The sequence below is a fragment of the Pelobacter seleniigenes DSM 18267 genome (assembly GCF_000711225.1).
GTDB lineage: Bacteria > Desulfobacterota > Desulfuromonadia > Desulfuromonadales > Geopsychrobacteraceae > Seleniibacterium > Seleniibacterium seleniigenes.
Genome location: NZ_JOMG01000002.1, coordinates 2313610 through 2338409 on the forward strand (window position 1 = coordinate 2313610; position 24800 = coordinate 2338409).

At 58.4% G+C, this 24800-nt stretch carries 21 protein-coding genes; 7 read left to right on the forward strand and 14 right to left on the reverse strand.

Going from position 1 to position 24800, the window contains the following annotated elements; translation table 11 throughout:
• Positions 1 to 8 precede the first annotated feature (8 nt).
• Together N909_RS0113440 and lpdA are read left to right on the forward strand one after the other, a co-directional pair.
• Positions 9 to 1355, forward strand: a complete 1347-nt coding sequence (locus N909_RS0113440) for a 2-oxo acid dehydrogenase subunit E2 (protein ID WP_029915927.1) — start codon at positions 9 to 11, stop codon at positions 1353 to 1355.
• Positions 1356 to 1416: 61 nt separating this feature from the next.
• The gene (lpdA, locus tag N909_RS0113445; protein WP_029915929.1) at positions 1417 to 3165 is read left to right on the forward strand and encodes a dihydrolipoyl dehydrogenase; all 1749 of its coding nucleotides are present in this window, start codon (positions 1417 to 1419) and stop codon (positions 3163 to 3165) included.
• A 350-nt stretch (positions 3166 to 3515) separates the two neighbouring features.
• Here the strand turns inward: lpdA and N909_RS24680 are convergent, their stop codons facing one another.
• Together N909_RS24680 and N909_RS0113460 are read right to left on the reverse strand one after the other, a co-directional pair.
• Complete coding sequence (locus tag N909_RS24680) at positions 3516 to 6260, reverse strand: enoyl-CoA hydratase-related protein (protein ID WP_051689753.1); 2745 nt, start codon at positions 6258 to 6260, stop codon at positions 3516 to 3518.
• Between the two features lie 140 nt (positions 6261 to 6400).
• Positions 6401 to 7252: a transglutaminase family protein gene (locus N909_RS0113460; protein ID WP_029915932.1), complete on the reverse strand. Its 852-nt coding sequence runs from the start codon at positions 7250 to 7252 to the stop codon at positions 6401 to 6403.
• Positions 7253 to 7632: 380 nt separating this feature from the next.
• Here N909_RS0113460 and N909_RS0113465 point away from each other — a divergent pair, with 380 nt between their 5' ends.
• From N909_RS0113465 to N909_RS0113475, 3 genes are all read left to right on the forward strand, one after another.
• Positions 7633 to 7833, forward strand: coding sequence for a cold-shock protein (locus N909_RS0113465; RefSeq protein ID WP_029915933.1), 201 nt, complete (start codon positions 7633 to 7635; stop codon positions 7831 to 7833).
• 103 nt (positions 7834 to 7936) lie between these two features.
• Positions 7937 to 8071, forward strand: a complete 135-nt coding sequence (locus N909_RS26365) for a hypothetical protein (RefSeq protein WP_281174851.1) — start codon at positions 7937 to 7939, stop codon at positions 8069 to 8071.
• Positions 8072 to 8247: 176 nt separating this feature from the next.
• Entirely contained in the window at positions 8248 to 9297 is a 1050-nt protein-coding gene (locus N909_RS0113475) for a GTP pyrophosphokinase (protein ID WP_245613602.1), read from the forward strand.
• Here N909_RS0113475 and N909_RS0113480 read toward each other — a convergent pair.
• From N909_RS0113480 to N909_RS24685, 5 genes are all read right to left on the reverse strand, one after another.
• Positions 9294 to 9506, reverse strand: a complete 213-nt coding sequence (locus N909_RS0113480) for a hypothetical protein (protein WP_029915937.1) — start codon at positions 9504 to 9506, stop codon at positions 9294 to 9296. The two genes, N909_RS0113475 and N909_RS0113480, sit on opposite strands and share 4 nt — an antisense overlap.
• A gap of 63 nt (positions 9507 to 9569) precedes the next feature.
• Positions 9570 to 9974 carry a hypothetical protein gene (locus N909_RS0113485; RefSeq protein ID WP_029915939.1) on the reverse strand — a complete coding sequence of 135 codons (405 nt, stop codon included), beginning with the start codon at positions 9972 to 9974 and terminating at the stop codon, positions 9570 to 9572.
• Between the two features lie 317 nt (positions 9975 to 10291).
• Positions 10292 to 10720 (reverse strand): heme-binding domain-containing protein, encoded by a 429-nt coding sequence (locus tag N909_RS0113490; RefSeq protein WP_029915941.1) that lies wholly within the window; start codon positions 10718 to 10720, stop codon positions 10292 to 10294.
• Between the two features lie 253 nt (positions 10721 to 10973).
• Positions 10974 to 11978 carry a DUF3187 family protein gene (locus N909_RS0113495; protein ID WP_029915943.1) on the reverse strand — a complete coding sequence of 335 codons (1005 nt, stop codon included), beginning with the start codon at positions 11976 to 11978 and terminating at the stop codon, positions 10974 to 10976.
• Between the two features lie 137 nt (positions 11979 to 12115).
• Positions 12116 to 12601 carry an alpha/beta hydrolase gene (locus N909_RS24685; RefSeq protein WP_051689754.1) on the reverse strand — a complete coding sequence of 162 codons (486 nt, stop codon included), beginning with the start codon at positions 12599 to 12601 and terminating at the stop codon, positions 12116 to 12118.
• A 102-nt stretch (positions 12602 to 12703) separates the two neighbouring features.
• On the opposite strand from N909_RS24685, the gene N909_RS23870 reads away from it, so the two are divergent.
• Positions 12704 to 12970, forward strand: a complete 267-nt coding sequence (locus N909_RS23870; RefSeq protein ID WP_036683171.1) for a hypothetical protein — start codon at positions 12704 to 12706, stop codon at positions 12968 to 12970.
• A 76-nt stretch (positions 12971 to 13046) separates the two neighbouring features.
• Here N909_RS23870 and N909_RS0113510 read toward each other — a convergent pair whose 3' ends face one another.
• The 4 genes from N909_RS0113510 to N909_RS0113525 form a co-directional block, all read right to left on the reverse strand.
• Positions 13047 to 13970: a 2-hydroxyacid dehydrogenase gene (locus N909_RS0113510; RefSeq protein WP_029915950.1), complete on the reverse strand. Its 924-nt coding sequence runs from the start codon at positions 13968 to 13970 to the stop codon at positions 13047 to 13049.
• Between the two features lie 225 nt (positions 13971 to 14195).
• On the reverse strand, positions 14196 to 15623 hold the full coding sequence (gene gndA / locus N909_RS0113515; protein WP_029915953.1) for an NADP-dependent phosphogluconate dehydrogenase: 1428 nt from the start codon (positions 15621 to 15623) through the stop codon (positions 14196 to 14198).
• Positions 15624 to 15659: 36 nt separating this feature from the next.
• Positions 15660 to 16688, reverse strand: a complete 1029-nt coding sequence (locus N909_RS0113520; protein ID WP_029915955.1) for a LacI family DNA-binding transcriptional regulator — start codon at positions 16686 to 16688, stop codon at positions 15660 to 15662.
• 158 nt (positions 16689 to 16846) lie between these two features.
• The gene (locus N909_RS0113525) at positions 16847 to 17470 is read right to left on the reverse strand and encodes a LysE family translocator (RefSeq protein WP_029915958.1); all 624 of its coding nucleotides are present in this window, start codon (positions 17468 to 17470) and stop codon (positions 16847 to 16849) included.
• A 510-nt stretch (positions 17471 to 17980) separates the two neighbouring features.
• Here N909_RS0113525 and N909_RS0113530 point away from each other — a divergent pair.
• Complete coding sequence (locus N909_RS0113530; protein WP_029915959.1) at positions 17981 to 19270, forward strand: MFS transporter; 1290 nt, start codon at positions 17981 to 17983, stop codon at positions 19268 to 19270.
• Between the two features lie 322 nt (positions 19271 to 19592).
• On the opposite strand, the gene N909_RS0113535 is transcribed toward N909_RS0113530, so the two are convergent.
• The 3 genes from N909_RS0113535 to N909_RS0113545 all read right to left on the reverse strand — a co-directional run bounded on the left by N909_RS0113535 (position 19593) and on the right by N909_RS0113545 (position 24789).
• Positions 19593 to 21404 carry an AMP-dependent synthetase/ligase gene (locus N909_RS0113535; protein WP_036683173.1) on the reverse strand — a complete coding sequence of 604 codons (1812 nt, stop codon included), beginning with the start codon at positions 21402 to 21404 and terminating at the stop codon, positions 19593 to 19595.
• An 80-nt stretch (positions 21405 to 21484) separates the two neighbouring features.
• Entirely contained in the window at positions 21485 to 23443 is a 1959-nt protein-coding gene (locus N909_RS0113540) for a 3-hydroxyacyl-CoA dehydrogenase NAD-binding domain-containing protein (protein ID WP_051689755.1), read from the reverse strand.
• Complete coding sequence (locus N909_RS0113545; protein WP_051689756.1) at positions 23440 to 24789, reverse strand: acetyl-CoA C-acetyltransferase; 1350 nt, start codon at positions 24787 to 24789, stop codon at positions 23440 to 23442. The genes N909_RS0113540 and N909_RS0113545 overlap by 4 nt, the downstream gene beginning before the upstream one ends.
• Positions 24790 to 24800: the final 11 nt, after the last annotated feature.

Below are 24800 nucleotides of genomic sequence, written 5' to 3' on the forward strand. Positions count from 1 at the left end.
GGTTTGTTATGTCATTAGAGGTTGTAGTTCCGGAAGTTTCCGAAGGCGTGACCCAGGGCACCGTGGTTTCCATTGCCGTTGCTGTCGGCGACGAGGTGGAGGCGGATCAGACCCTGCTTGAACTGGAAACCGATAAGGCTGTGGTTGCCATCCCGTCCCCCAGCGCTGGCAAGGTCAAGGAAATCCGTGTCGCAGAAGGGGATACCGCTGAGGTCGGCGCAGTGATTGCGGTCCTTGAAGACAGCGGCGCCGCTTCGGCCCCGGACAAAGAGCCGGAGCAGGAGGACGCGCCGACGGCAACAGAACAGAGTGCTGCAGAGCAGCCCCAGGCTGAGGAGCCGCAGCAGAAGACCGCTGCCGCTCCCCCGACCCAAACCGCCGCAGCGCAACCGGCGACCAAGGCTGAGGTTGATCTGCACAGTGTCCGCCGCAACGAGTTGGTTGCCCCAGCGGCGCCGTCGGTCCGCCGGATCGCCCGCGAGCTGGGAGTCGATATCTATCAGGTCCAGGGCTCCGGTCCCGGTGGCCGCATCAGTGAAGACGATGTGCGTGCTTTTGTGCGTCAGTCGATGCAGCAGTTGACCGGTGGCGGGCAGGCCGTTTCAGCGGCCGAGTTCCGCGGCCTGCATGCGCAGCGGACGCTGCCCGATTTCAGCAAATGGGGGGAGGTCTCCCGTGAGTCCCTCAGCAAAATTCGCGAAATCACCGCCGATGCCATGGGTTACGCCTGGTCGACCATTCCCATGGTCACCCAGTACGACAAGGCCCGCATCGATGATCTGGAAGCCTTCCGTACCCGCTATAATAAGGAGTCGGCCACGGAGGTCAAGCTGACTATGACCGCCATCCTGGTCAAGGTCTGCGCTGTCGCCCTCAAGGCGTTTCCCCATTTCAACAGCAGTTTGGATCTGGCGGCCAAGGAGCTGGTTCTCAAGCAATACGTGCATATCGGGGTGGCTGTGGATACGCCCAACGGCCTGATGGTTCCGGTGATTCAGGATGCCGACCAGAAAGGGATTGTTGCTATTGCTGAAGATCTTAGTGAGTTGGCTGCAAAAACCCGCGAACGCAAGGTCTCTCCAGCCGAGCTGGAAGGGGGAACTTTCACCATCAGTAACCTTGGTGGGATCGGTGGAACCGCCTTTACGCCTATTGTCTATGCCCCCCAGGTGGCCATCCTCGGGGTTTCCCGGACGGCCATTGAGCCGGTCTGGAATGGCCAGGAATTTGTCCCCGGCCAACTGATGCCGCTCTCCCTGACCTATGATCATCGGGTCATCGACGGGGCTGACGGTGCGCGTTTCCTGCGTTTTATCTGTGCTGCGCTGGAACAGCCGCTCAAGCTGTTGATGTAGGGTTGAAAGAGCCTGGGAGATTTTTAAACACTTGCTTAACTTGCGAGAATAGAGGTTTGTTATGTCGTTAGAGGTTGTTGTCCCGGAAGTTTCCGAAGGAGTGACCGAAGGCACCGTTACTTCCATTGCCGTGGCCGTGGGTGACTTGGTTGAAGCGGACCAGACCCTGCTGGAACTGGAAACGGATAAAGCGGTTGTTGCCATCCCCTCACCGAGTGCCGGCAAGGTCAAAGAGATCCGGGTGGCGGAAGGGGAGCAGGCTAAAGTCGGCGCGGTGATCGTCATTCTGGATGAGGTTGAGGCCGATGACCGGCAGGGGCCCGCAGCACCACAAGAGTCTGCTGAGGAAAAAAACGAGGAGAGTTCTACCCCACCCGCGGAAGCGAAGGAAGAGCCTGCGCCGCAAAGCGCCCCCACGGACGGCCCTGTCGATGCCGAGCTGGTTGTTGTCGGTGCCGGGCCCGGCGGCTATGCAGCCGCCTTCAAGGCCGTTGAGCTGGGTTTGTCAGTGACCCTGATCGACCCGGAGGAGAATCCGGGCGGAGTCTGTTTGTACCGCGGCTGTATTCCCTCCAAGGCCCTGCTTCATGTCGCCAAACTGGTTTCTGAAGCCGAAGAATCGAATGCCATCGGGGTGAGCTTCAGCAAGCCGAAAATCGATGTCGAGCGAGTCCGGGAGTGGAAGAACGAAGTGGTCGGAAAACTGACCGGCGGCCTGGGTGGCAAGGTCAAACAGAAGAAAGTGAACTATATCCGGGGGACGGCCACATTCAAAAATTCCACGACCCTGCAGGTGACCAACATCGATGGAGAGACCAGCGAGCTGACCTTCAAGCAGGCGATCCTTGCCACCGGGTCGCGGCCGATCATGCTGCCCGGGGTCGAACCCGGGAGCAAAATGATCATCGATTCGACCGGCGCGCTGGAGCTGGCGGATGTGCCCAAGTCACTGCTGGTGATCGGCGGCGGCTATATCGGCCTGGAGCTGGGTTCGGCCTACGCTGCCATGGGCAGCAAGGTCTCGGTGGTGGAGATGACTGACGGGTTGCTGCCGGGCTGTGACCGGGATCTGGTCTCGGTGCTTAAACGTCGGCTCGATAAAAAATTCGAGGAGATCCTGCTCAAGACCAAGGTTGTCGAGCTGAAAGAACAGAAGAACGGGGTTGCCGTGATCCTGGAAGATAAAAAAGGAGAGCAGAGCAAGCGCCGTTTCGACAAAGTGCTGATCTCCATTGGCCGCCGTCCGAACACCGAAAATCTGGGTCTGGAGAATACCGCCATCAAGGTGACCCAAAAGGGTTTTGTCGAGGTCGATGGCCAGCAGCGTACCGCCGAACCGCATATCTTTGCCATCGGTGATATCGCCGGTGAGCCGATGCTGGCCCACAAGGCTTACGGTGAGGCCAACGTCGCTGCCGAAGCGGCAGTCGGCCGTAAGGCGGTCTTTGATCCCCGGGCAATTCCAGCGGTGGTCTTTACCGATCCGGAGATCGCCTGGTGCGGGCTGACCGAAACAGCGGCCCGGGAACAGCAGATCAAAATCACCACCGCCAAGATGCCCTGGCGCGGCAACGGTCGGACCCTGACCCTGGGGCGGGAGGACGGCATGACCAAGTTGATCGTGGATAAGGACACCGACCGGGTGTTGGGGGTGGCGGTGGCCGGTCCAGGTGCCGGCGAGCTGATCGCCGAAGGGGTGGTGGCCATGGAAATGGCCGCAGTTGCCGAGGACCTGCGCAAGTCGATCCATCCCCACCCGACCCTGTCCGAGACCATTTACGAGGCTGCGGAGATGCTCTTCAAACCCTGACACCAGAGGCTCGCCAATCCCTCCGGGTGCGGCGAGCCGCGTTTTTGCAAAACAATGACCGTGTCCAGGACGGCCAATTGTTACATGGTCCGTTCGAGCCCAAGGAAGGGCGAGCCAAAAACAAGGGGTTTATTCCTTGTTTTTGTGAGTGCAGCAAAACCGCGCTTTTGCGTAACGCGCATGGCAAAGTCCAGGACGGCCAATTGTTACATCGTTCGTCCGAGCCCAAGGAAGGGCGAGTCAAAAACAAGGGGTTTATTCCTTGTTTTTGTGAGTGCAGCAAAACCACGCTTTTGCGTAACGTGCATGGCAAAGTCCAGGACGGACTTTGCCATTAATATATATCCCTTTCAATCCCCTTCCAGCAGTCTGATAAAAGCCCCCTGCTCCGGGTCCTTGTTAATAAAGCGTCCGATCCATTCCTGACCGGAAGGGGATGCGGCGATCTCACCGAACAGTTTGGCATCGTTGGCCAGTCCGGCGACGAAGCCGTTCTCGTAACCGAACTCCATTGCCGCGATCACGTAGTGGGCGGCATAGCGTCTGGCTGCGTAAATGTCCGCAGGGTCGCCGGGGGCGTTTTGGGTCAGCAGTCTTTTCACTGCCGGATCGGTGAGCAATTCCTGCAGCTCAAGGGCCTGACTCGCAGCCCGTTCATCCCAATCCTTCTGCGCCAGACTGGCCTGTCCGGAAACCAGTTCCCGTGCGACCTGAAAGGCCCTGGCCATGGCGGTCGCGGAAAGATGAAATTCATCAGCCAGGCCGATGGAAACCGCCGTACGGCCATCTATCGGTTCTCCGTTGACCGACATTTCCAACGCTTTACGCGGACCGATCAATCTGGGCAGGCGCTGCGCACCGCCGTACCCCGGAATAATGCCCAGTTTGACTTCCGGCTGGCCAAGCAGGGCATTTTCGGTCACTATCCGGTAATGGGCACTCATGGCCAGCTCGTTGCCGCCGCCGAGGGCAAAACCATCGATTACCGCGATGACCGGGATCGGCAGGTTTTCCAGGGTTGTGAAAATAGCCAGGTTGAAGGAGGCGATCCGGGCGATTTCTGCGGCGTCGTTGCCGGCAAACTCGGTGACATCCGCACCAGCCACGAACGCTCGGGTCTCACTGCACAGCAGCAGCGCCTTGACCGGTTGGCCGTGGAGGCTGCCCTGGTCGCGAACCTCGTTAAAGGTCTCGGCCAGCTGGGCCAGCAGGGTGTCATTGAGGGCGTTGAGGGCATCGATCCGCTGCAGCACAATGGTGCCGATCCCTTCCGGGGAGAGGTAGATATCAAGGTACTCCTGTTGCTCCGGATTGGCCGTGCGCAGGGTCTGCCCCCAGAACTCCCGCGCGTAGCTGGCGATGGTCCGCCCCGTGGTGTCAGCCTGCACCAGGGCGACTCCTTTCGGTTTGGTCATCCTGCCATCCAGCATCTTCTGCTGCAGCTCCGGCAGTTCGGCCAGGCTCACCACCTCAAGATCCTCCTGCTCCATCTCGATTCTGCCCCCGGCCAATAACCGCACCACTTCCTGGGCCTGGTTGGAACAGTACATGTGGGAGCCGCACAACGCCAGCTCCTGTTCGCCGCGGACAACAATGATGCCGCAGTTCTGCAGCTCCCGTTCACTGAAGTCACGGACCAGAAAGCTGCTGTAGTGCAGGGTGCTCTGGTCATTTCGTTCGATGACGAAATCCGGGCTGGTGCGGGGACCAAAAATGTCCCAGAGGGACCGGCCCAGGGCTCTGGCCTGATTCATATAGCCACTGTTATAGGCAGGGTTCAGATGCCCATCCGCCGTCAGCGGGTCGGGCATGTCTGTGGTCAACTGGAAGCGGTCGCGGTCGATAATATGGGCGGGGTTGACGCCGAGCCGAATCAGTTCGGCAATGCCGGCCGCTTCACGGGAATGGGAGGCGATGACGGCCAACTCGGCACTGCGGGCGAGGGCCGCTTCGACAAATTCCCGGGCATAGCCATCGGCGCCCCAGATCAGCCCCTTCTTGCCCGGGGGCAAGCCGATTTCAGCGAGAATGTCTCGGGCTGAACCGCTGCGGAACAGGATCTGTTTCTGGCGCATCCAGACCCAGCGGGCATCCATGACCAGCCGTTGTCCCGCATAGAAGAAGGTTTCCTGATATTCCCCCTTGAGGCCGCTGCCGGTGGCGCCGAAAAAGGCCAGAGTGCCGTTTTCGGCCAATGCGGATACCAACAGCGGGAAATTGGTGCCGCCGGTGTGTTCGAAAATCTTGTCGACCGGCCGGCCGTTATTGGCGGCAAAGATGGCCTCGCGAAAAGGTGCGGTCCGGCCACGCCAGCCGTCTTCCGTTTCGTTGGCAGGGATGACCCCATAGACTTCGTCCGGAATCTCCTTCCGGTTGACGAAGGCATCGGCAATACCGCGCTCGATCAGGGTCTCGGCCAGGCTCCGGTTGGAGCCCATCAGGATCACCCGGGCACCGAGGGCTTTGGCGATCTGGGCCCCGGCAAAACTGGTCCCCTTGCCGCCGCCCATAAGCAGGACGCTGTCACCGGGTTTCACCTGCAAGCGCTCGACCACAGCACGGTAAGCTGTGCCATAGGTTAGCAGCATAGCGGCCAACTGCTCGGGAGTTTGCTGCTGCAGCCGGGCCGGGATGGCCAGGGCGCGTTTCTGGTCGACCACGGCAAATTGCGCATTGAAGCCGTCGTGAGTTTCATAACCGCGAATTCTGGTTGAATCGGTCCAGGAATCAAGAATCACCACCTGGCCGACTTTGAGTTCGCTGACGGCCGTACCGGCATCGACAATAATTCCCAGGGCATCACTGCCGGGGATGTGGACGGTGGCATTATCGCCGCGGCCGAAGGGGGGCACCGGCAACCCAAGAGCGGCGAAATTGGTGTTGAAGTTCGGCCCCGAGGCAAGCACTGCAACCAACACGCAATTGGCCTGTTCCGGCAGCAGCTTCGGGATTGCCACCTGTTCCAGGCGAATAACCTCGGCCGGTTGGCCGTAACAATCACGGCGGATAGTCAGGGCGTCCATAAAGCTGGGGATGGGCATGCTGATGGAAGGGGGCTGTCCAACGGGCCATTTCTGCAACAGGGTCTCTGGCATAGATTTTCCCTTTACTGAAGATGGATAGTGGTTGGGCGAAACAACTGTTTTTGCAGCTCAATATGCCCTATTTCAATTGCTCAGGTCCAGAGTTGAAAAAAAGCGGGGGAAGCGCTGGAAAGAGTGCAGCAGTCATTGGCTCAGATGGCGGAGACCCACACCCCGACATCCAGACTGGTTCCTGGTGGGCCGATGAAGGAGCCCGCGACCGGCGGAACCAGTTCCGGTAACCGGGCTACGGCCACGGCGATATGTTTTTTGCCGGCAATTTCGCCGCTGGTGGGATCAAACCCTTTCCAGCCGGCACCGGGGATATAGATCTCGGTCCAGGCATGGGTCGCACCAGGAACCGTGCTCTGCGGAGTGTAAAGATAACCGCTGACAAACCGAGCGGCAAGGCCTGCGCAGCGGCAGGCTTCCATGAGCAGGTTGGCAAAATCGCGACAGGATCCGGTTCCTTTCTGCAGGGTTTCCTGCGGGGTCTGCACGCCTGGTTCTTCGCGCATCTGATAGGCCAGCGAGTCGAAAATGTGCCGACTCAGCTGCCTGAGCAAGACATAGCTCTCGACCGGTTCCTTTTTGGCGGGGAGCAGCCTGGCAACCCAGGCCGAAAGAAGGGTATTGTCGGTTCTTTCCGATACCGCTATGTAGGGCGCCAGAACCGCCCGGTCCTCGGGGGAATAACTGAACGGATAGAGGGTCGCCGAACTTTCGACGACAAAATCGAGGGGCGTTTCGTTGTATTGCTGAATAACGATGCTGCTTTCAATCCGCAGCTGGGTTGCCGGAGTCGTGAAGGTGGCGATGGCAACGGAATTATCCTCGACATCGCGATGCCAGCGGACATTGGCTACCGGTGTGATATTGAGCAGGGAGGTCTCGACCCACAGTTCGTGGTCTTCCCTCGGACGAAGCAATAACCGGTGTGGCTGCAGCTGAACCGCAGCGGAAAAATTATAATAGGTATTATGGACGATTTTATATCTCTGCATGGCTATTTTCTCGAAGCGGCAGGTGTTTTTTTTTTCGGTGTTGGGATCAAGTATAGGTCGGATTCCAGGGGAGTCAAATGGCGGAAGGTCCGCATCTGCAGGGCCGCTGAGCGATTGGAGCGAGGCTCGGTCGCCGGCGGAAAGTCTGCTCGGTACAAAAGAACTTTCAAAAAACGTTATAAAAAACTCTGTACATTAATGACTTGCCGTGATAAGCTTAAAAAACTTAAGTAGATTTGTGTAGATTATTCATTCACTGAATTGGCATAGTGTCAAACCGGATACAAGGCACAGGCCCGCTTGGGTCTGTGCCTTGTGTTTTTTAGATGGAAATCTGCGCAACAGAAAAAGCCCTGGAAATGGGTAACGGAGAAGATTAAATGGCAGAAGGTAGTGTGAAGTGGTTCAACGAGGCTAAAGGTTTTGGTTTTATTGAGCAGGACAACGGGGCAGATTTGTTTGTGCATTTTTCGCAGATTCAAGGTGATGGGTTCAAGACCCTTGCTGAAGGCGATCGCGTCAGTTTTGATGTGGCCCAAGGTCAAAAAGGTCCTCAGTCGACTAACGTTCGTAAGATCTGAAGCATATTGTAAGAACAATTGAGAAACGGCCCCGTTTGCATAAGCGGGGCCGTTTCTTTTTTTCTCCCCGCAACTGATAGGGACGATGCAAAGGTAGCAGCGAATGGGTAAAAAGCCGAATTACGATTATGAAAAGCGCCAGAAAGAAATTTCCCGGCAGGCCAAAAAAGAAGAAAAGCGCAAACGCAAGCAGGATGGGTCTGTGTCGGGGGAGACTCCGCAAGCCGAACAAGAATAAAAAGCTCAATCCGCCCCGCGATTTTTTCAAACTCTGAAATAATTCTCTAATATCCTTGCGAAATATTCCTGCCGATTTAAACTGTTTCGTTGTAACGTTTTTGAAAAATACTTTGCTGTGCCGACTGGAGGTTTCGCTTGGCTTCTTTGGATTTTGAACAGGAAAAAAAGGCATTTATGTCTTTTTATGATACTAACCGGGTGCTTCTTGAGGAGGCCAAGAACGCCTGTATCAGTGCGGCGAGCCTGCTCTTGAAGCAGGTCGATGTCGGTGAAATCACCAAGATTGAAGGGCGGGTTAAAAATAAGGAAGAGTGCATCAAGAAGTTTCAGCGCAAGTACCAGGGTCGGCTGGAGATTGAGGAGCGCCCCTATGCCATCAAGGATTACCTGTCCGACCTGCTTGGCATCAGGATTGTCTGTCTGTACGAAGATCAGATCCCACTAATCGCAACAGTGCTGAAGGATAATTTCGAGGTCATCGAAGTGACGGATAAGATCGCGACCCTGGAAAAAACCAATGACCTGTTCGGTTACAAAGGCCTGCACATGGACCTGGTCTATGATGAACGCCTGCTCCCGAGCGAAAAGCATCTGCTGCTGCGCGGTTGCTGCGTCGAGGTGCAGATCCGCTCCCTGATTCAGGATGCCTGGAGTGTGCTGGATCATAAAATCAAATACAAAAAGTCAATCCCGAACGACCTGAAACGGCGGATCAATGTTCTGGCCGCTTTGTTCGAACTGGCGGACCGGGAATTTATTGAAATCAGAAGCGCTACCAGCGAACTGCTGCAGCAGGAAACCGATCTGGCCGTCAGTGAAGGTCTTATGGCAGCCGAAGATCAGGACAACGACAAGCATCCGACCGCAGGCGGGAAAAAAATCACCGCTTTCAATTTTCTTCGGGTGGCCGGACACTTTTTCAAGGATTTTGATTTTAAGGATTACAAGGTCGACAACTTTGTCCAGGAAATATTGAAACTGGACAGCACCTTTGAACGTGCTGACCTGCACAAAGGCCTCCTGGAAAACATCAAAACCGCCAGGGAGTATCGAGACTCCTATCTGGCCAATAATCCCGACAGTTCTTTCAGTCCCTATACGTTAATCAGACATTGTCTTTATCTGTATGATCGTGCAACCTTTGAACGTATCCTCTCCAGGGGGCCGAAAGAGCGTTTTGAACGTTGGCTGGCCGAGACTGGCCAATCAGCGCAGAACGATTAGCCCTGCCACAGGGTCCAGCCCAGGTCGTTTTTGTCGGTGCTATGGGTGAAGCGTGATTGGCAGACAGCGCACTGATAGTCCTGTTCTTCGTGACCGCTGGGGTTGCGGCCGATGAAAATTCGGCACTCGTCTATTTTTACCAGGTCTTTATGCGGTTTTCTGCTTGCGGATTTTTTGATCTGATCCTGACAGAGGTGGCAGATTTCCATGCTCAGGTCCTTTTTCGTTGGGTTCGGCAAGCTGTTGGTGCAAGCTCGGTCCGGGGCCGCTTATTATTTGCAACGCATGGTTTTGATGCCGTCTTCAAACAAAATCTCTATTTTTCCTGAGCCGATCACTCGATAGACGATACCCAGTCCGAAGGCTGGGTGAGAAATCACGGTTTTGACCTTGTACGCTTCGGCCATGGAATAATCTTTGGCATTGGCCGCCAGCATGTTTTTCTGCAGTTTCTCCCATTCCTTGCACTCGGCCGATTTCCGCTGCTGGGCCTGATAGGCGCCGGGCGCTCTTTTGACAGTGGGTGGCCGAAACTTATGCTGTCGTTCGCAGAGGCTACATTGAACTTTTTCCGGTTGATCTTCGTTCAGTTCTAAAATGGTATGCGGCGAATTTTTGCGGCATTTGGTGCAACGGGCCTCAATCGGACCACCGATTGAAAGCTTTGGACTGTCCATTGTGGATCTCCCTTGTTCGGATTAGCCAAGAATACGGCTGAAAAATCCCCATGTGAACTCAGGAATCTCGTAGGCATACTTGACGGTTAAGACGTGCCGGATAACCAGATGTGACTGCTTGAATCTCTCCCAGCCCGCAATCCGAGTTCAATGCGGTCTGAAGGAGTGTCGATTGTTAAGAAGTGATTCAATATGGCGTATCTATTGCGTCAGCATACACCCGGCAGGCTGAAAAAGATACCGGATTCGCCTTCAGGCGGCAGCCGGACTGCCGGTGCCGCCTGAAGGCGAGAAGGATAAAGCGGTGGGAAGAGCGTTCAGTGCTTGCGGCCGAAAGTGTTTTCCAGCCCTTGAATAAGTTCTGCTGTCTCCTGGTTTGACAGTTTGGCTTCCGGATGCGGGATGAGGTAAAACCAGGGAGGCATTTCGCCTTCCTGAACCGCTTCGGCGGCTTCATTCCCTTTATTTCTTTTCTGCGAATTCCACATGGAAACATTGAAATGTTCCCGTCCTTCGTAAACGTCGTTGGCAACCAGCCAGGAGATCGGGGCGTAGTTGCTGTACCAAGGCCAGACCGTCTTGTGGCTGTGACAATCTCCACAGGCGCGTGCGAACAATTGAGCCGTCCTCGGTGAGTCCCAGGTCGGTTCGGTCGCCACCGGCGGATTGGAATGGTCTTTTCCGAAGGGGACAAACTGAATGAGGACCAAGAGTACGACAAAAGAAATAAGTATTTTGAGTTTCATGGAACCTCCTTGCATAAGCATAAATAAGATCTGTTATTTAAGCATATAAATCACCCTGGTTGGTTAGGAAATAATGAAAAATCTGTGTTTTTTGATTTTTAGATTAATTTTTCGATCAGGCTGGATCGCTCTTTGGCGAACTGCATTCCCTTGATCCTATTGCTCGATCGGATTGGTTATTTAGGGGACTGCAATACTCTCAGCCGGAAGGGGACGCCCGGCCGAGAGTATTTGTTGAGGCCGTGTTGCAGCTTCAGAAACTATGTCGAAGAGCAATATGAAACACCACATCCGGTGCGGAATCGACCACGATATCCTCGCCGACTGCGATGTCCAGGGCAGTGGCTTCGGTCATGGCCAGGGTGCCGCCGATTAGTAACTGGGCCGACTCGGACAGTTCTTTCAATTCACTGTCATCATAAAAAGCGCTGTGGGCATCGATCTGCAGTTTCAGGTTGAGGCTGTCAAGGGCCTGCCAGCCGACGCCGATGCTGCCAAAGCCGACCATATTGTTCTGCTGGTCGGCAATGATATCACCGTTGCTCAGAAACAGCATGCCGATGGATCCGAACAGCGCGACGGTGTCATCCGCTCCGGCGGCCGAACCGCTCAGCCACAGGGCCAGGTCGGTACTACCGCTGCCAAGCAGTTTGTCGCTATCGCCGGTCGGCAGTTTGAGGCTGGCCCGAAGCGCCAGGCTTTTCCGGGTAGGGGCGTCTTGGCGCAACAGTTGCCAGCCGGCGGTCAGACGCAGGTCGCCCAACCCTTGGCTGGAATCGGTGAGATTCACTTCCTCATCACCGTTGCTGCTATAACGATAATCGAGTTGATCTTCGGGGATATTATCCCGTTCCCCTTGCGGCAGGCCGAAGAAGTCGTGCCAGTTCTTGATGAAACTGTCGAGAAAGCCCTGCCGATGCATCACATAAGGCAGTTCCATGCCGATTTCCAGGTTGCGGCCGATGCCTCGTCTGGCAGCAAGGGTCAAACGGTAGGTCTCACCATCGAGCAGCACGCTTTCCCTGGAGTTGGAGTTGCTGCTGCAGGAGCTGGCAATGTCCGAACGAAACTCCACTGTGGTGCGGCCGGCTGCGAGAATGGTCGCCGGGGCTGTGGCGGGTAATCCGAAGACCGTCACCAGTGGATTCTGGTTTGCCGTGGCAAAAGGGATAATTTCCTGGGCTGCCGCAGTGGAACTGACCGCCGCAGAGCAGATGTAAATCAGCAGCAGTGGCAAAAAAAAGGATTTTCTCAGCATGGTGCCCTCCTGAAAGAAAAAATAAATCCCAGTGATCCGTTGGCCTGCTTCAATGTCGGGTTGTGACTGCTCCGGCCTGGCGAAGGATCTCTCTGGTCTGCCTGAACAGCTTCGCGAGCAACTCTTGGGGCAACCGCTCAGTCTACCAGGCCGACCAGTTTCATTTTTAATTCGAAGACCGTGCGTAAAATGACCGGGAGGCTTTTCGCCAAACGGTGATCGTCAGCGACGACAATCAGATTGTCGCCGAATCTGCGGCTGACCTCCAGAGGAATAACCTCGTCGCGGGTACCGTGAATGACATAGGTCGGTGGCAACCGGGTCAGATCAAGGTCCGCTGCGGCCGGGCGTGACAGGGCCGGGGCACAGAGAACCATGCCGGCGATCCGTTCCGGACAGCTTTGCTGCAGCAGCAGGGCCATCAACCCGCCCATGCTGGAACCGACCACCAGGAACTGGCCTTCGATGTTGTCCGTGGTCTGGCGAATGACCCGGAGCCGTTCTGTCTCAGCGTTGATCCCGCTGCAGTCCGGTGCGAGGACCGAGGAAAAAACTGCTTTGAGGGCCTGATATTTTGATCCGTGCGGGCCCGATTCAAGACCATGGAGAAACAGAATGTGCATAATAAAGCCTTTCCGGCATGGACGTCAGGTCTTATCTGGCTGCCGTTGACTCGTCCTGAACAAGTTATAGTAAAATAACAGTAAAGATAGAAGGAGGCACCTATGAATATGGAAAAATTATTACAGAACCCGGCAGATTCTTTTGCGCAGCCTCAAGATGTCTGCACTGATTCTTCTCTGTCCCTGGCCGACAAAATCAAAATTTTGCGCCGTTGGGAATATGATGCTCGAGAATTACAGGTTGCAGATGAGGAAAATATGAGCGGCGGACCGCCTGATCAATTGGGTGATATCCTGGCCGCCCTGCACAGTCTGGGAGAAGGCTCCGCAAGCAGGAGCGTTTCTCCGACCAAGCATGGCGGCACCTGAGTTATTTTCGGCTGGGCAGGACATTCCGTGCTAGCCGGAGCCTGGGCGAGGCTCCGGCTGAGTGGTCAAAAAAGGATCACAGGTTTAAGGGTGTGAGCAGGGCTTTGCCGTCCAGAAACGCGGCCAGGTTGTCAATGACCAGCCTGCCCATGGCCCGCCGGGCATCGATGGTGGCCGAGGCAACATGGGGAGTCAGCACCAGCTTCTGCTGGGCGATCAGCTCTTTCGGCACTTGTGGTTCATTCGCAAAGACATCCAGCGCGGCACAACCGAGTTCGCCGGCTTCAAGGGCGAGGATCAGCTCATGCTGGTTAACGACAGACCCCCTGGCGATATTGACCAGTAATCCGTCGGGACCCAGCGCCTTGAGAATCGTTCGGTTGACCAGCCCCCTGGTTTTTTCACCCCCTTCGGCAGCGATAATCAGCACCCGGCAGTCGCGGGCCAGTTCCAGCGGGGATGAGCGAAAGGCTTCCTCTTCGCCAGGCGTTGGGTGCAGATCGGTATAGAGGACCTTCATCCCGACCGCTCGGGTCAATTCACCGATCCGCTTACCGATCCGGCCGTAGCCGAGAATACCAACGGTCTCGCCAAACAGGGTCCAGCCCAGTCCCAGATTCCCCTGCAGCCATTGTCCAGCACGCACATAACGATCGCCTTCAGCGACGCGGCGGGCTGCGCTCAGGGTGAGGGCCAGGGCCATCTCCGCCACAGCGTTGGTGAGGACGCCGGGGGTTGTTGCGACCTGAATCCCTCTTTCCTTAGCCTGCACCAGATCGATGGCATCGGTGCCCACCCCGTAAACCGAAATCATCTGCAGCGCTGGCAGCGCACGCATCTCTTCGCTGGAAAGTCCCAGCCCGCCGTTGGTGATAACTGCGGTGATCTGTTGGGCCACTTCTGGCGGAATTTCTTTTTCTTCCCGGTAGATATCAAAACGTTCCAGGATCTCCTTGGTGATTTCCGGTGGTTGAAGAGTTGAACGTAACAGGATAGACATCTGCTTCCTCCATTCTGATAGTTATGAATAGCCCTACAACCTGCGGCAGGGCCGAAAAAAGTGATCCGGTACGGTTGGTCGGCTGTGTGGTCTTTGCCCTGACCGGCTGCGCAAAACAGTGCCCCGCTAGCCCTCGCTGCCAGGCTGCTCGGGGTGGAAAGCTGTGCTTTGACAGCAGCCTGCACTGACCGTTTCCGGACTGAAAAATTCTTTTTGTCATATGCCTTAAAGTTGTGACCATTCGGTGTGGAAAACCCCATTCCGGTCCGTTCTTTCATAGGTATGGGCACCAAAATAGTCCCGCTGGGCCTGGATCAGATTGGCCGCTGATCTGGGCTGACGCAGACCGTCAAAATAGGCCAGGGCTGACAGCAGTCCGGGAACTGGAATGCCACCGGTCACAGCCAGGGCGGCCGTTTCTCGCCAGCCTGGCTGAATCGTGGCCAGCAGTTGGGCGAACTCGCTGGTGCAGAGCAGGTTGCCCGATTGCCCTGGGGTTTGATAGGCGTTCATCACCCTGGCCAACAGGTCGGCCCTGATGATGCACCCGGCCCGCCAGAGACCGGCAACGGTGGCCAACTCGATCTGCCAGTCCAATTCCCGCCCGGCTGCTTCGATCAGGGCCAGGCCCTGGGCATAGCAGCTGATGATTGAACCCAGCAGGGCCTGGCGGATCGATTCGATAAAGGCTGCCGAGTCTGTCTTGAGCGGAACAGGGGACGGTCCCGATAACATGTCGGCGGCCGCCAGTCGTTCGGCCTTGAGGGCGGAGAGAGCCCGACCGAAGACGGCTTCGCTCAGGGTCGGGGTCGGGATGCCGAACTCAAGAGCGGCCTCCGAGGTCCAGCGGCCCGTGCCCTTTTGCTGGGCCTGGTCGAGGATCATCTCAACCAGCGGCGCACCCGTTAGATCGTCCTGCTTGTCAAGAATTTCAGCCGTAATTTCAATTAGGTAAGAGGCCAGTTCGGTGTTGTTCCAAGCGCGAAAGGTCGCGGCCATCCGGCCATGATCAAGGCCACCCAGATCACGCAACAGCAGATAGGCTTCGGCAAGCAATTGCATGATGCCGTACTCGATGCCGTTATGGACCATTTTCACGAAATGTCCGGCCCCGTTTCGGCCGACCCGGGCGCAGCAGGGAGAGTCCCCATAATGGGCGGCAATCGTCTCTAAAACCGGTTTGATCCGGGCATAGGCTGCGGCGTCGCCGCCGGCCATCATGGCCGGGCCACGGCGGGCTCCTTCTTCCCCGCCGGAAATGCCGAGACCGATAAAGTGAAAGCCCTGGTCCGCCAATTCGCTTTCCCGGCGCATGGTGTCGCGATAAAAGGAGTTGCCGCTATCGATCAGGGTGTCGCCCGGTTCCAGCAGCAGGGTCAGCTGGGCGATCAAGGAGTCGACCGTGGCGCCGGCTTTGACCAGCAGCAGGATATTGCGCGGCGCTGGCAGGGCGGCCACCAACTCGGCAACGCCGGGCGTAATCCTGATGCGTTCCGGCTGTGAGTAGTTTGCCAACTCGGTCACCAGGCTTTGTCTGGCCTCTGGCCAAGGGTCGGTTGCGGTGACGGTAAAGCCGTGGTCAGCCATGTTCAGAGCCAGATTGCGGCCCATGACGCCGAGGCCGATCAGGCCGATATGACTTGCTTGGTGCATCTGTCGACTCCTGTCGAAAGTAGCGGAATGAAAGGTTTAACCGCCGGTTTTTGTCCCGCAACTGCTGCGGACGATGATTTCCGTCGGAATAATCAGGCGCTCCGGCGCAGCGCCGGGAGTAGCGATCCGGCGTAACAGCAGCCGGCCGGCGGCCTGGCCGATGTCACGGGGATGGGTGGCGGCGGTGGTCAGCGGTGGCCAACTTGCTGCCGCTTCCTCAACGTCATCGAACCCGGTGACCGCAAAATCCTGCCCCGGCACCAGCCCGGCATCGCGGAGTCCGGCCAGCACCCCGAAGGCGATCAGATCGTTGTAGCAGATAGCTGCGGTAGCGGGTTGCGGTGCTGCGAGCAGTGTTTTGATACTCTCCCGCCCAGCCTGCCGGGTGGCCGGGCAGCGGATAACGCCAGCCGGGGCCAGTCCGTGACGCTGCAGAGCGCCATGAAAGCCGGCCAGCCGCTGGCTGGTTGCCGAATGATCATGGCTGCCGCCGAGATAGGCGATCCGTCGGTGCCCGAGGGCGAGCAGGTGTTCGCAGAGGGCCTCGACTCCGGTCCGGTAGTCGGCGCTGACATAGTCGGCCTGGTCGGCGCTGATGCAACGCAGCATTTGCACGGTCGGGATGCCCCAGGCGGAGATTCTTTCCAGCAGGGCCGGGTCGGTGCCCGGCGCCGGGCACAGGATCATGCCGTCCACCCCCTGTTCCCGCAGCCGTATCAGCAGGCTTTCCTGCCGCCGGACATCGTCGCGGGTATTGAACAGGAAGGAGATTTTACCGGTTTCGGCGATAACCTGATCGACTCCGGCGACCAGTTCCCCGAAAAAGGCGTTGGCAATGTCGCTGATAATGATCCCCACGGTATCTGATTGGCCGGTTCTGAGCTTGGCTGCACCGCGATCGTAGACGTAGCCGAGGCGGTTTGCCTCTTCCAATACCCGTTGGCGGGTGGCAGCGGAGATGCGCTGATGGCCGCGCAGGGCCATGGATACGGCGGCGCTGGATAGCCCAACCCGGTTGGCGATTTGGCTGAGGGTGACACGTGCGGAGTGATTTCTAGCGCTCATCTGTTCCGTTCCGGGATCGGCTGGGCGTGGTTGGATTAACGGTATGCTTAAACGATTAAGCATGTCAACGCAAAAAGCTCTTCCGCCGGGTTGAGGGGCTGTTTATTGGCTGGCTCAGCGCTATTGAAGGAGTGAAGGGGAGAAAGGAACTGAAGCGCTCAGGCCAGCCCCAACCAGATGCCCACCCCGATCATGGCAGAGCCGGCGATGCGGTTGAGCAGCAACAGGTTGCCCTTCTTCAGCAGCAGATGGTGCAGGGCGCGTCCGCTGCCGGCATAGATGATCAAACTGGCGAATTCAATGGCCAGGACGATGCTGAGCAGGATGCCCAGCTGACCGGGCAGGGGGCGGCTGTAATCAATGAAGGGGGGGAGCAGGGCAATGAAAAAGGCCCAGCCTTTCGGGTTGGCCACAGCTGTGACAAATCCCTGGGCGGCCAGGGTTTGGGCGGACATGTTACGCTGCCCGATGGTCATGTCGGAGCGCATGGCCAGCGCCCCCCGGGAGCGCCACAACTGGACGCCGAGATAGCCCAGATAGGTGCCGCCGGCAATTTTGAAAAGCAGGAACAGGGCTGGGTAGCGCAGGGTCACCGCCGCCACGCCAACCACCGCAGCAGCCGCAACCAGGCCGACGCCGAGCAGTTCGCCGTACATCATCCAGAAAGTCCGGCGCAGGCCGATGGTCATGCCAAGGCTCAAGGACAGGGTCATGCACATCCCCGGGGTCAGGGAAACCAGGATAAAGGTCGGGATGAAAACGGAGAGCATGGTCAGGGTCATGGCGATCTTCAGAAGCAGTTATTTCGTTGGCATCCGGAAACTCCGGATGCCAACGAAATAAGTTTTCAGATTGGAAACGAGCAATTTTTCGTTGTGGCAAGGAAATCAAGGGCTTATGCGGAGGCGTAGTTCTTTACGCCGCACAAATAAGCCCGCAGATTGACACCGCCACGGCGGAAAAGAGCCGTTTCCGGATGACAACTATTTACGGATATGCGGTCGGGTGCACCGCCGGGAAAACAGAAAAAGAGTAGCAGAACCGATTTGTGGGTCAATGGGAAAAAACCGGCCGGAATTATTCCACGGCTGCGGCGGGGCCAGATGCAGTGGAATTGGGTATTTTTTTAATTTTATATAAAGTTGTTTTATTGTTTCACGGAATAGCTTGACGATTTGATAGGGATGGGGCATTTTCAAGGTCTTGTTTTAAGTATAATGCTGTTCTGATATCTGTTTTTGCGGACCGAATGATCACCCTTGACAAAAAACCGCTGCTGGTCAGGAGCCTCTATGCACAGAACGACCTTGCCGCCCGCCACTTTAGCCTGGCTCTGCTGGGGACTGGGTGCCGCACTTTATATCATCGGTTTTTTCCAGCGGGTGGCTCCCGGAGTCATGACCTCTGAGCTGATGCACGATTTCAATATGTCGGCCACCGGACTGGGCAATCTCTCCGGTTTTTACTTTTACAGCTATGTGGCCATGCAGATTCCGACCGGTTTGCTGGCTGATGGCTGGGGGCCGCGGCGGCTGTTGACCGCAGGGGCTTTGGTGGCCGGTCTCGGTAGCCTGATTTTTGCCCTGGCGGGTGGTTTGTTATGGGCTTGCCTTGGCCGCCTGCTGATCGGTGGATCGGTGGCGGTGGCCTTTGTCGCGATGATGAAGCTGTCCAGTCACTGGATGGCGCCGCGGCAGTTTTCCCTGGCTTCGGGGCTGGCGCTGCTGCTGGGAATTATGGGTGGTGTATTCGCCGGAACGCCGCTGCGCCTGCTAATCGCTGCTTATAACTGGCGGACGGTGATGCTGGTCGCCGCGCTGTTCCCTTTTCTGATCGCGGTGCTGATCTGGTTGGTGGTGCGGGATGATCCGGCGGCCCGGGGTTACCGGAGTCATGCGCCGCTCAGCGCCCTGCCGAAGGATCGTCACGGTGGCGTGCTGAGCGGCTTGCGGCAGGTTCTGCGCTATCGCAATACCTGGCTGTTGACTCTTGCGCCGGGTGCTCTGGTCGGCAGCGTGATCACTTTTGCCGGGCTCTGGGGGGTGCCGTTTCTGACCACCCATTATGGTTTGTCCTTGCCCGCCGCGGCCGCGGTCTGTTCGGCAATGCTGCTGGCCTGGGCCGCTGGCGGGCCGATCTGCGGTAGCCTGTCCGAACGCATCGGCAAACGTAAACTGCCCTATTTAGTGAGCTGCAGCGTGCTGATTGCAGGCTGGGCAGTGGTTCTGCTCTGGCCGCGGTTGCCGGTGCCGGTGCTGGTCGCGCTGCTGATTGTGATCGGTTTTTCCGCCGGCGGTATCATTATCGGTTTTTCTTTTGTCAAGGAATCGGTTCCGTTGCGCCTGGCCGGCACTGCGGCCGGAGTCTGTAATATGGGAACCATGTTCGGGCCGATGATCCTCCAGCCCACGGTGGGCTGGATTCTCGATTTGCAATGGCAGGGGCGGATGGCGGCAGGGGCGCGCATTTTTGAACTGAACGCCTACCGGTCCGGGTTTGCCCTGATGCTGGTCTGGGCGGTTGTGGCCTTGCTCTGTGTGGCGGCGACCAAAGAAACCGCCTGCCGCCAGCAGGAATCCTGAGCGGCAAGTACGGAATGGCGCTCGGATAAACAACTTCGTAGCAAACTCGGGACTGTCCCAAGCCCTATCTGGGGCTGTCCCAGATGTTTGCGGCCCTTGGAACGCTGGCGGTTTGCACCGCAAAAGCCTGGGACAGCCCCCGTGCGGGGACAGTCCCGGTTTTGCTGCCATCTGCTCTTAAACTAGCGCGATTCGGGGGCTGTCCCAAGAGTTTGCGAGCCATGAAACTGTATCGGTTAGAACCGCAAAGACCTGGGACAGCCCCCATGCGGGGACAGTCCCGGTTTTGCTGCCAGCGACTCTTAAACGAGCGCCGTTCGAGCTAGTCACCGTTCCTGCGCTGCTCCGCATAAAGGGCGTCGATTTCATCCTTGAACTGCTCGATGAGCGGTTCCCTGCGCACCTTGAGAGTGGCGGTGATCAAGCCGGAATCGATATTCCAGGGGGTGGTGGTGGCGTGAACCCGGTGGATCTTGGCGTAACCGGGAAACTCCTTGAGCCGGTAAGCGATTTTTTCCAGCAGCGCCTGCTTGGCCTGCGAACTGTTCAGCTGGTCCTGGTCAGCGGCGTCCAGGCCCAGTTTTGCGGCCAGGGTTTTCCATTGACTCGGATTGACCACGACCACGGCGGCCAGGGACGGGCGGTTTTCGCCGATGACCAGCACCTGCTCGAACAGCGGGTCGGTGGCGATGGCCAGCTGGAGGTCTTCAGGGGGAACCTTTTCTCCGCTCGACAGGACGATGATCTCCTTGGTTCGGCCGATGATATGAATCCGGCCTTTGCGGTCGATCCGGGCCTGGTCGCCGGTGTGCAACCAGCCGTCGGCGTCGATGATCGATTTATCCAGCTGCCAGTAGCCGAGCATCAGGTTCGGTCCTTTCACCAGCAGTTCCTGGTCGGCACCGATCTTGACCCGAACCCCGGGCAGCGGTCGGCCGACGCTGAGGGGCTGGTTGTCTTCGAGGGTATTGACGGCGATGATCGGACTGGTCTCGGTCAGTCCGTAGCCCTGCAGAATCGTGATGCCAAGGCCGATGAAAGTCTGCGCAATCGGGGTGGAGAGCGGCGCGCCGCCGCTGATGGCCAGGCGCAACCGGCCGCCAAGGCGCTGTTCCAGTTTGCGGCCGACGATCATTTTCAGCAGCGGCCAGATCAGCAGCTGGATCGCCCAGGGTTCGCGGTGGCGGTGATACTGGAAATGATGCCAGCCCGAGGCAACGGCCAGCTGGAAGATCTGGCGCGCCAGCCACGACTCGTCGGCAAGCTTGAGAGTCATTTTATTATAGATCCGTTCAAAGATGCGCGGCACCGTGACCAGGATGGTCGGCTTGATACTGAGCAGGTCTTCGGCAAGCAGGTCGATGGAGCGGACGAAGGCGACGCAAGCCCCGGCCATGATGGAAATATAGTATCCCGCGGTGCGTTCGAACATGTGCGACAGGGGCAGGAACGACAGCATCTGGTCGTCGCTGTAAACCGTAACCCGTTTCAGCCCGGCGGCGGCGTTCTGCAGAATGTTGTCATGACTGAGCATGACGCCTTTGGGCGGGCCGGTGGTGCCGGAGGTGAATACGATGGTGGCCAGGGCGTGGGGGTCCTGCGGCGTGCTGCAATAGTCCTGTTCCGCCCGTTCGGGCAGCCATTGGTCGAGGCGGCGCAGGCGCGGATCGCAATCGACTTCACAGACCGTCTGCAAAGTGACGATGCGTTCGATGTTGTCGAGTTTATCACCCACCTCCTCGATCCGTTGCCATTGTTCCAGTCCGTCCGTCAACAGCAACCGCGCCCCGGTCGATTGCAGGATGTAGGTGAAGTTTTCCGGCCGGTCATTGACGTAAAGCGGCACCGTGACCAGCCCCAGGCCGGTTGCGGCCAGGTCGAAGAGAGCCCATTCCAGACAATTTTTCAGCATCACCGCAACCCGGTCCCCGGCCTGCAGGTTGTCGTTACGCATGGCCTGTTGCCAGAGTGCCGCCCGTTGGCCGGTTTCCTGCCAGCTGCAGTCCAGCCAGCTTTGGGAAGACTCTTGATAATATCGATAGGCGGTCTTGGCGGGGCTGCGTTTGATCCGCTCCGCGAACAGGCCGGACAAGGTTTGCGCATCTTGGGGAGGAATCAGATCGATATTCTTCATGGTGCCTCCTTGTGGTGAGCGCTAACAGATTGTTGAAAATGCCCATCCATGGGCTCGGCGGGCTGTTTTTCGACAGCTCGCTAAGTGGCCTCCTGGCGCTGCTGCAGATAGTGCAGGGGGCCGCCAGTGAAGGGTGCGAACCCGGTCCCGAAAATCATTCCGGCATCCACCAGGTCGGCTGAACTGACCACCCCCTCGGCGAGACAGGCCTGGGCTTCAGCAAACAAGGGGTTGAGCAGTCGCTCGGTCAGCTGCGGATCGGCCGGGGTTTTCTGCCAATCTTTCCAGGAACGTTTTTTCCGGCCCCGTTGGTAGCGATAAAAGCCCTGCCCGCTTTTGCTGCCCAGCTGCCCGGCAGCGACCATCCGGGTCAGAATCTCCGGAATCGGCTGCTTGAAGTGCTCGGCAAAGACTTTGGCGACGGACAGGCAGATATCGAGACCGACCTGGTCGGCGAGGTGCAGCGGACCCATGGGCATGCCGAAAGAGAGGGCGGCCTGGTCGATGCTGGCCGGTTTATACCCCTCTTCCACCAGTTTGACCGCGGCCAGCAGATAGGGCATCAGCACCCGGTTGACCAGGAAGCCGGGGGCGCTTTTCACCGGCAACGGCAGATGCTTGATCTGCTGGACGAAACTTTCTCCCCGGGCGATGACCTCCGGGGCTGAGGCCGCCGCTGTCACCACTTCGACCAAAGGCATCTTGGGCACCGGGTTGAAGAAATGGATGCCTAAAAAGCGTTCCGGTCGGGCCAGGCTGGCGGCCAGCTCTTCCAGGGGGATGCTGGACGTGTTGCTGGCGAGAATGGCATCCGCCGCCAACTGCGGCTCGATGGTCTGATAGAGCTTTTTCTTGACCTCGGCATCTTCGACAATCGCTTCGATGACCAGTTCGGCACGCTGCAGGCCGAGTCCGCCGGGATCGGCCATGAGCCGATCGTGGGCCGCTCTGATCAGGTGTTTTTTCCGGAGTTTTTTGCTGAACAGTTTGTCGGCGGCGGCAATGGCGCGCCCCAAGGCCTGTGGATCAAGGTCCTGCAGGCTGACCTGAAGCCCCTGCAGCGCACACCAGGCGGCGATGTCGCGCCCCATGCTGCCGGCACCGATGACATGAACCCGGCGCAGGGGAGCGGCGCTCTTGCCACGGTTTTTCAACGCCATCTGCAGGAAGAACACCCGCACCAGGTTCTGGGCGGTGGGTCCGCTCAGCAATCGGGCCACGGATTCTGCTTCGGCTTGATACATCTGCTCCGGATCGTTGCCATGCTCACGCCACAGGTCAAGCAGGGCCCCCGCCGCCGGATAATGTTGCGGGGCGACTTTGGCCGCGATTTTGCGGCGCAACAGCCCGGCCAACAAAGGACGTAATGGCGTACTGTTGAGCAGCCGTTGCCCCAGCCCTGGTTGCTGTTGGCGGGGCGGGTTTTGGAGAAAGACCTTGATGGCGTTGGCCAGCACCCGGCGCGGCACGCTGGCGTCGACCAGGCCGTTGCGCCGGGCCTGTCCGGCCGAAAGGCTGCGCCCGGTCAGCATCAGTTGCAGGGCAGGGAGTGCGCCGATGCGCTGGACCGAACGGACCGTGCCGCCGAAGCCGGGATGAATGCCGAGCTTGATCTCGGGGAAACCGAGGCTGGTTGCGGGGTCGTCTACGGCGATGCGGTAACGACAGGCCAGGGCCAGTTCCAGCCCGCCCCCCAGGCAGGGACCGTCGATGATGGCCAGGGTCGGCAGGGAGAGCTGTTCCAGGCGCAGGAAGCTCTGCTGGACTTTGCGGATATAGATCGCCGCCTCTTCCGCCGCCGTGAAACCGCTGAATTCGGAGACATCCGCGCCGACGATGAAACTGCCTGGTTTTCCCGAGCGCAGGATCAGCGCCTGGGGGCGTTCCCGTTCGATGCGCAGGACAATCTGTTCCAGTTCTTCCAGCACCTCCCGTGACAGGCTGTTCTGAGAACTGTCGGCGCGGTCCAGGGTCAGGTGAAGGATGTGATCTTCGGCGATTGACCAGGTCCAGTGTCGATAGTCGGTATGTTCGGTCATTTGTGCTCTCCTTTACCGGGCTGGGCGTCTTGACGGCCGGCCGCGACCAGCATGGCGCCGCCCTGGCCACCACCGATGCAGAGGGACGCGATGCCGTGGCTGGCGTTGCGCCTGCGCAGGGCCTGTAATAGGTGCAGCACGATCCGCGCGCCACTGGCACCAACCGGGTGACCGATGGCGATCGCGCCGCCGTCAACGTTGAGGCGATCCGGGCTGATCTGTGGTATCAAGGTGGGTCCGCCCAACTCCTGCTCCTGCCACTGTTCATCCGTCAGGGCGGCGAGGCAGGCCAGGACCTGGCCGGCAAAGGCTTCATTGATCTCCCACAAATCGATGGGCGGAAGCGGGCCGGGGTGATTGCGCAGCACAGCATCCATGGCGTAAATCGGGCCGAGCCCCATCTGGGCCGGATCGAGTCCGGACCAGGCGGTCCCAAGCAGTTCTCCCAGCACCGGCAGATCAAAACGCTCCACAGTGGCGGCGTCGGCCAGCAGTAACAGGGCCGCGCCATCGGTGACCTGGGCGCTATTGCCAGCGGTCACCCGGCCGTAGGTCCGATCGAACACCGGCTTGAGTTTGGCGAGCTTGCCAAGATCGCCATCCCGGCGTAGGCCTTCATCGTTTTCGATGGCCCGTCCGTCGGTACTGTAGAGGGGGATGATTTCCTCCAAAGCGGCATTGTCGATGGCCGCGGCCAGGCGTTGATGGCTCTGCAGGGCGAAACGGTCCATCTGTTCGCGGCTGATATCGAAGCGGGTCGCCAGGTTTTCTGCGGTCTGCCCCATGCTCAGGTTGGTGGTCGGGTCGGTCAGACCTTGCAACAGACCGATGACCGGAGCCAGGTCGGCGGGGCGCAGGCTGCCCAAGACCTTCAGCTTCTGGAAAAAATTACGGGCCTGCTGCCAGTCGGCCAGTTTGTTGACCATGCTTGCCCGCCACAGCACCGGCGCTTGGCTCATGGCCTCTGTGCCGCCGGCGAGGATCAGCCCGGAATAGCCCGCGGCGATGCGCTCCGCGGCCGTGGCCAGGGCCTGCATGCCGGAGGCACAGTTGCGTTGCACGGTCCAGGCCGGAACCCGTTCACCACAGCCGAGACGCAGGGAAACGACCCGGGCGATATTGGCTTCGTCGGCCGCCGGGATGACGCAGCCGAGAATGACTTCATCGAGCTGGTCCGCGGCAAACGGCTGCCGGGCGAGCAGCGCGCGGCCGACATTGACGGCCAGATCCGCCGCGCTGAACGGCCCCGGGCGTCCTTTGGCCTTGAGAAACGGCGTCCGTGCCCCGTCTACAACATAGACCGGGCGGGGGTAGTTTCGAGTCGGTGATTGTTTAGCTGCAACCATGTGCCTCTCCT

What these genes read in the sequence shown, in the direction of transcription:
- N909_RS0113440 (WP_029915927.1), top strand. Translation starts at nt 9, where the DNA reads ATGTCATTAGAGGTTGTAGTTCCGGAAGTTTCCGAAGGCGTGACCCAG.
- lpdA (WP_029915929.1), top strand. Translation starts at nt 1,417, where the DNA reads ATGTCGTTAGAGGTTGTTGTCCCGGAAGTTTCCGAAGGAGTGACCGAA.
- N909_RS24680 (WP_051689753.1), bottom strand. Translation starts at nt 6,260, where the DNA reads ATGCCAGAGACCCTGTTGCAGAAATGGCCCGTTGGACAGCCCCCTTCC.
- N909_RS0113460 (WP_029915932.1), bottom strand. Translation starts at nt 7,252, where the DNA reads ATGCAGAGATATAAAATCGTCCATAATACCTATTATAATTTTTCCGCT.
- N909_RS0113465 (WP_029915933.1), top strand. Translation starts at nt 7,633, where the DNA reads ATGGCAGAAGGTAGTGTGAAGTGGTTCAACGAGGCTAAAGGTTTTGGT.
- N909_RS26365 (WP_281174851.1), top strand. Translation starts at nt 7,937, where the DNA reads ATGGGTAAAAAGCCGAATTACGATTATGAAAAGCGCCAGAAAGAAATT.
- N909_RS0113475 (WP_245613602.1), top strand. Translation starts at nt 8,248, where the DNA reads ATGTCTTTTTATGATACTAACCGGGTGCTTCTTGAGGAGGCCAAGAAC.
- N909_RS0113480 (WP_029915937.1), bottom strand. Translation starts at nt 9,506, where the DNA reads ATGGAAATCTGCCACCTCTGTCAGGATCAGATCAAAAAATCCGCAAGC.
- N909_RS0113485 (WP_029915939.1), bottom strand. Translation starts at nt 9,974, where the DNA reads ATGGACAGTCCAAAGCTTTCAATCGGTGGTCCGATTGAGGCCCGTTGC.
- N909_RS0113490 (WP_029915941.1), bottom strand. Translation starts at nt 10,720, where the DNA reads ATGAAACTCAAAATACTTATTTCTTTTGTCGTACTCTTGGTCCTCATT.
- N909_RS0113495 (WP_029915943.1), bottom strand. Translation starts at nt 11,978, where the DNA reads ATGCTGAGAAAATCCTTTTTTTTGCCACTGCTGCTGATTTACATCTGC.
- N909_RS24685 (WP_051689754.1), bottom strand. Translation starts at nt 12,601, where the DNA reads ATGCACATTCTGTTTCTCCATGGTCTTGAATCGGGCCCGCACGGATCA.
- N909_RS23870 (WP_036683171.1), top strand. Translation starts at nt 12,704, where the DNA reads ATGAATATGGAAAAATTATTACAGAACCCGGCAGATTCTTTTGCGCAG.
- N909_RS0113510 (WP_029915950.1), bottom strand. Translation starts at nt 13,970, where the DNA reads ATGTCTATCCTGTTACGTTCAACTCTTCAACCACCGGAAATCACCAAG.
- gndA (WP_029915953.1), bottom strand. Translation starts at nt 15,623, where the DNA reads ATGCACCAAGCAAGTCATATCGGCCTGATCGGCCTCGGCGTCATGGGC.
- N909_RS0113520 (WP_029915955.1), bottom strand. Translation starts at nt 16,688, where the DNA reads ATGAGCGCTAGAAATCACTCCGCACGTGTCACCCTCAGCCAAATCGCC.
- N909_RS0113525 (WP_029915958.1), bottom strand. Translation starts at nt 17,470, where the DNA reads ATGACCCTGACCATGCTCTCCGTTTTCATCCCGACCTTTATCCTGGTT.
- N909_RS0113530 (WP_029915959.1), top strand. Translation starts at nt 17,981, where the DNA reads ATGCACAGAACGACCTTGCCGCCCGCCACTTTAGCCTGGCTCTGCTGG.
- N909_RS0113535 (WP_036683173.1), bottom strand. Translation starts at nt 21,404, where the DNA reads ATGAAGAATATCGATCTGATTCCTCCCCAAGATGCGCAAACCTTGTCC.
- N909_RS0113540 (WP_051689755.1), bottom strand. Translation starts at nt 23,443, where the DNA reads ATGACCGAACATACCGACTATCGACACTGGACCTGGTCAATCGCCGAA.
- N909_RS0113545 (WP_051689756.1), bottom strand. Translation starts at nt 24,789, where the DNA reads ATGGTTGCAGCTAAACAATCACCGACTCGAAACTACCCCCGCCCGGTC.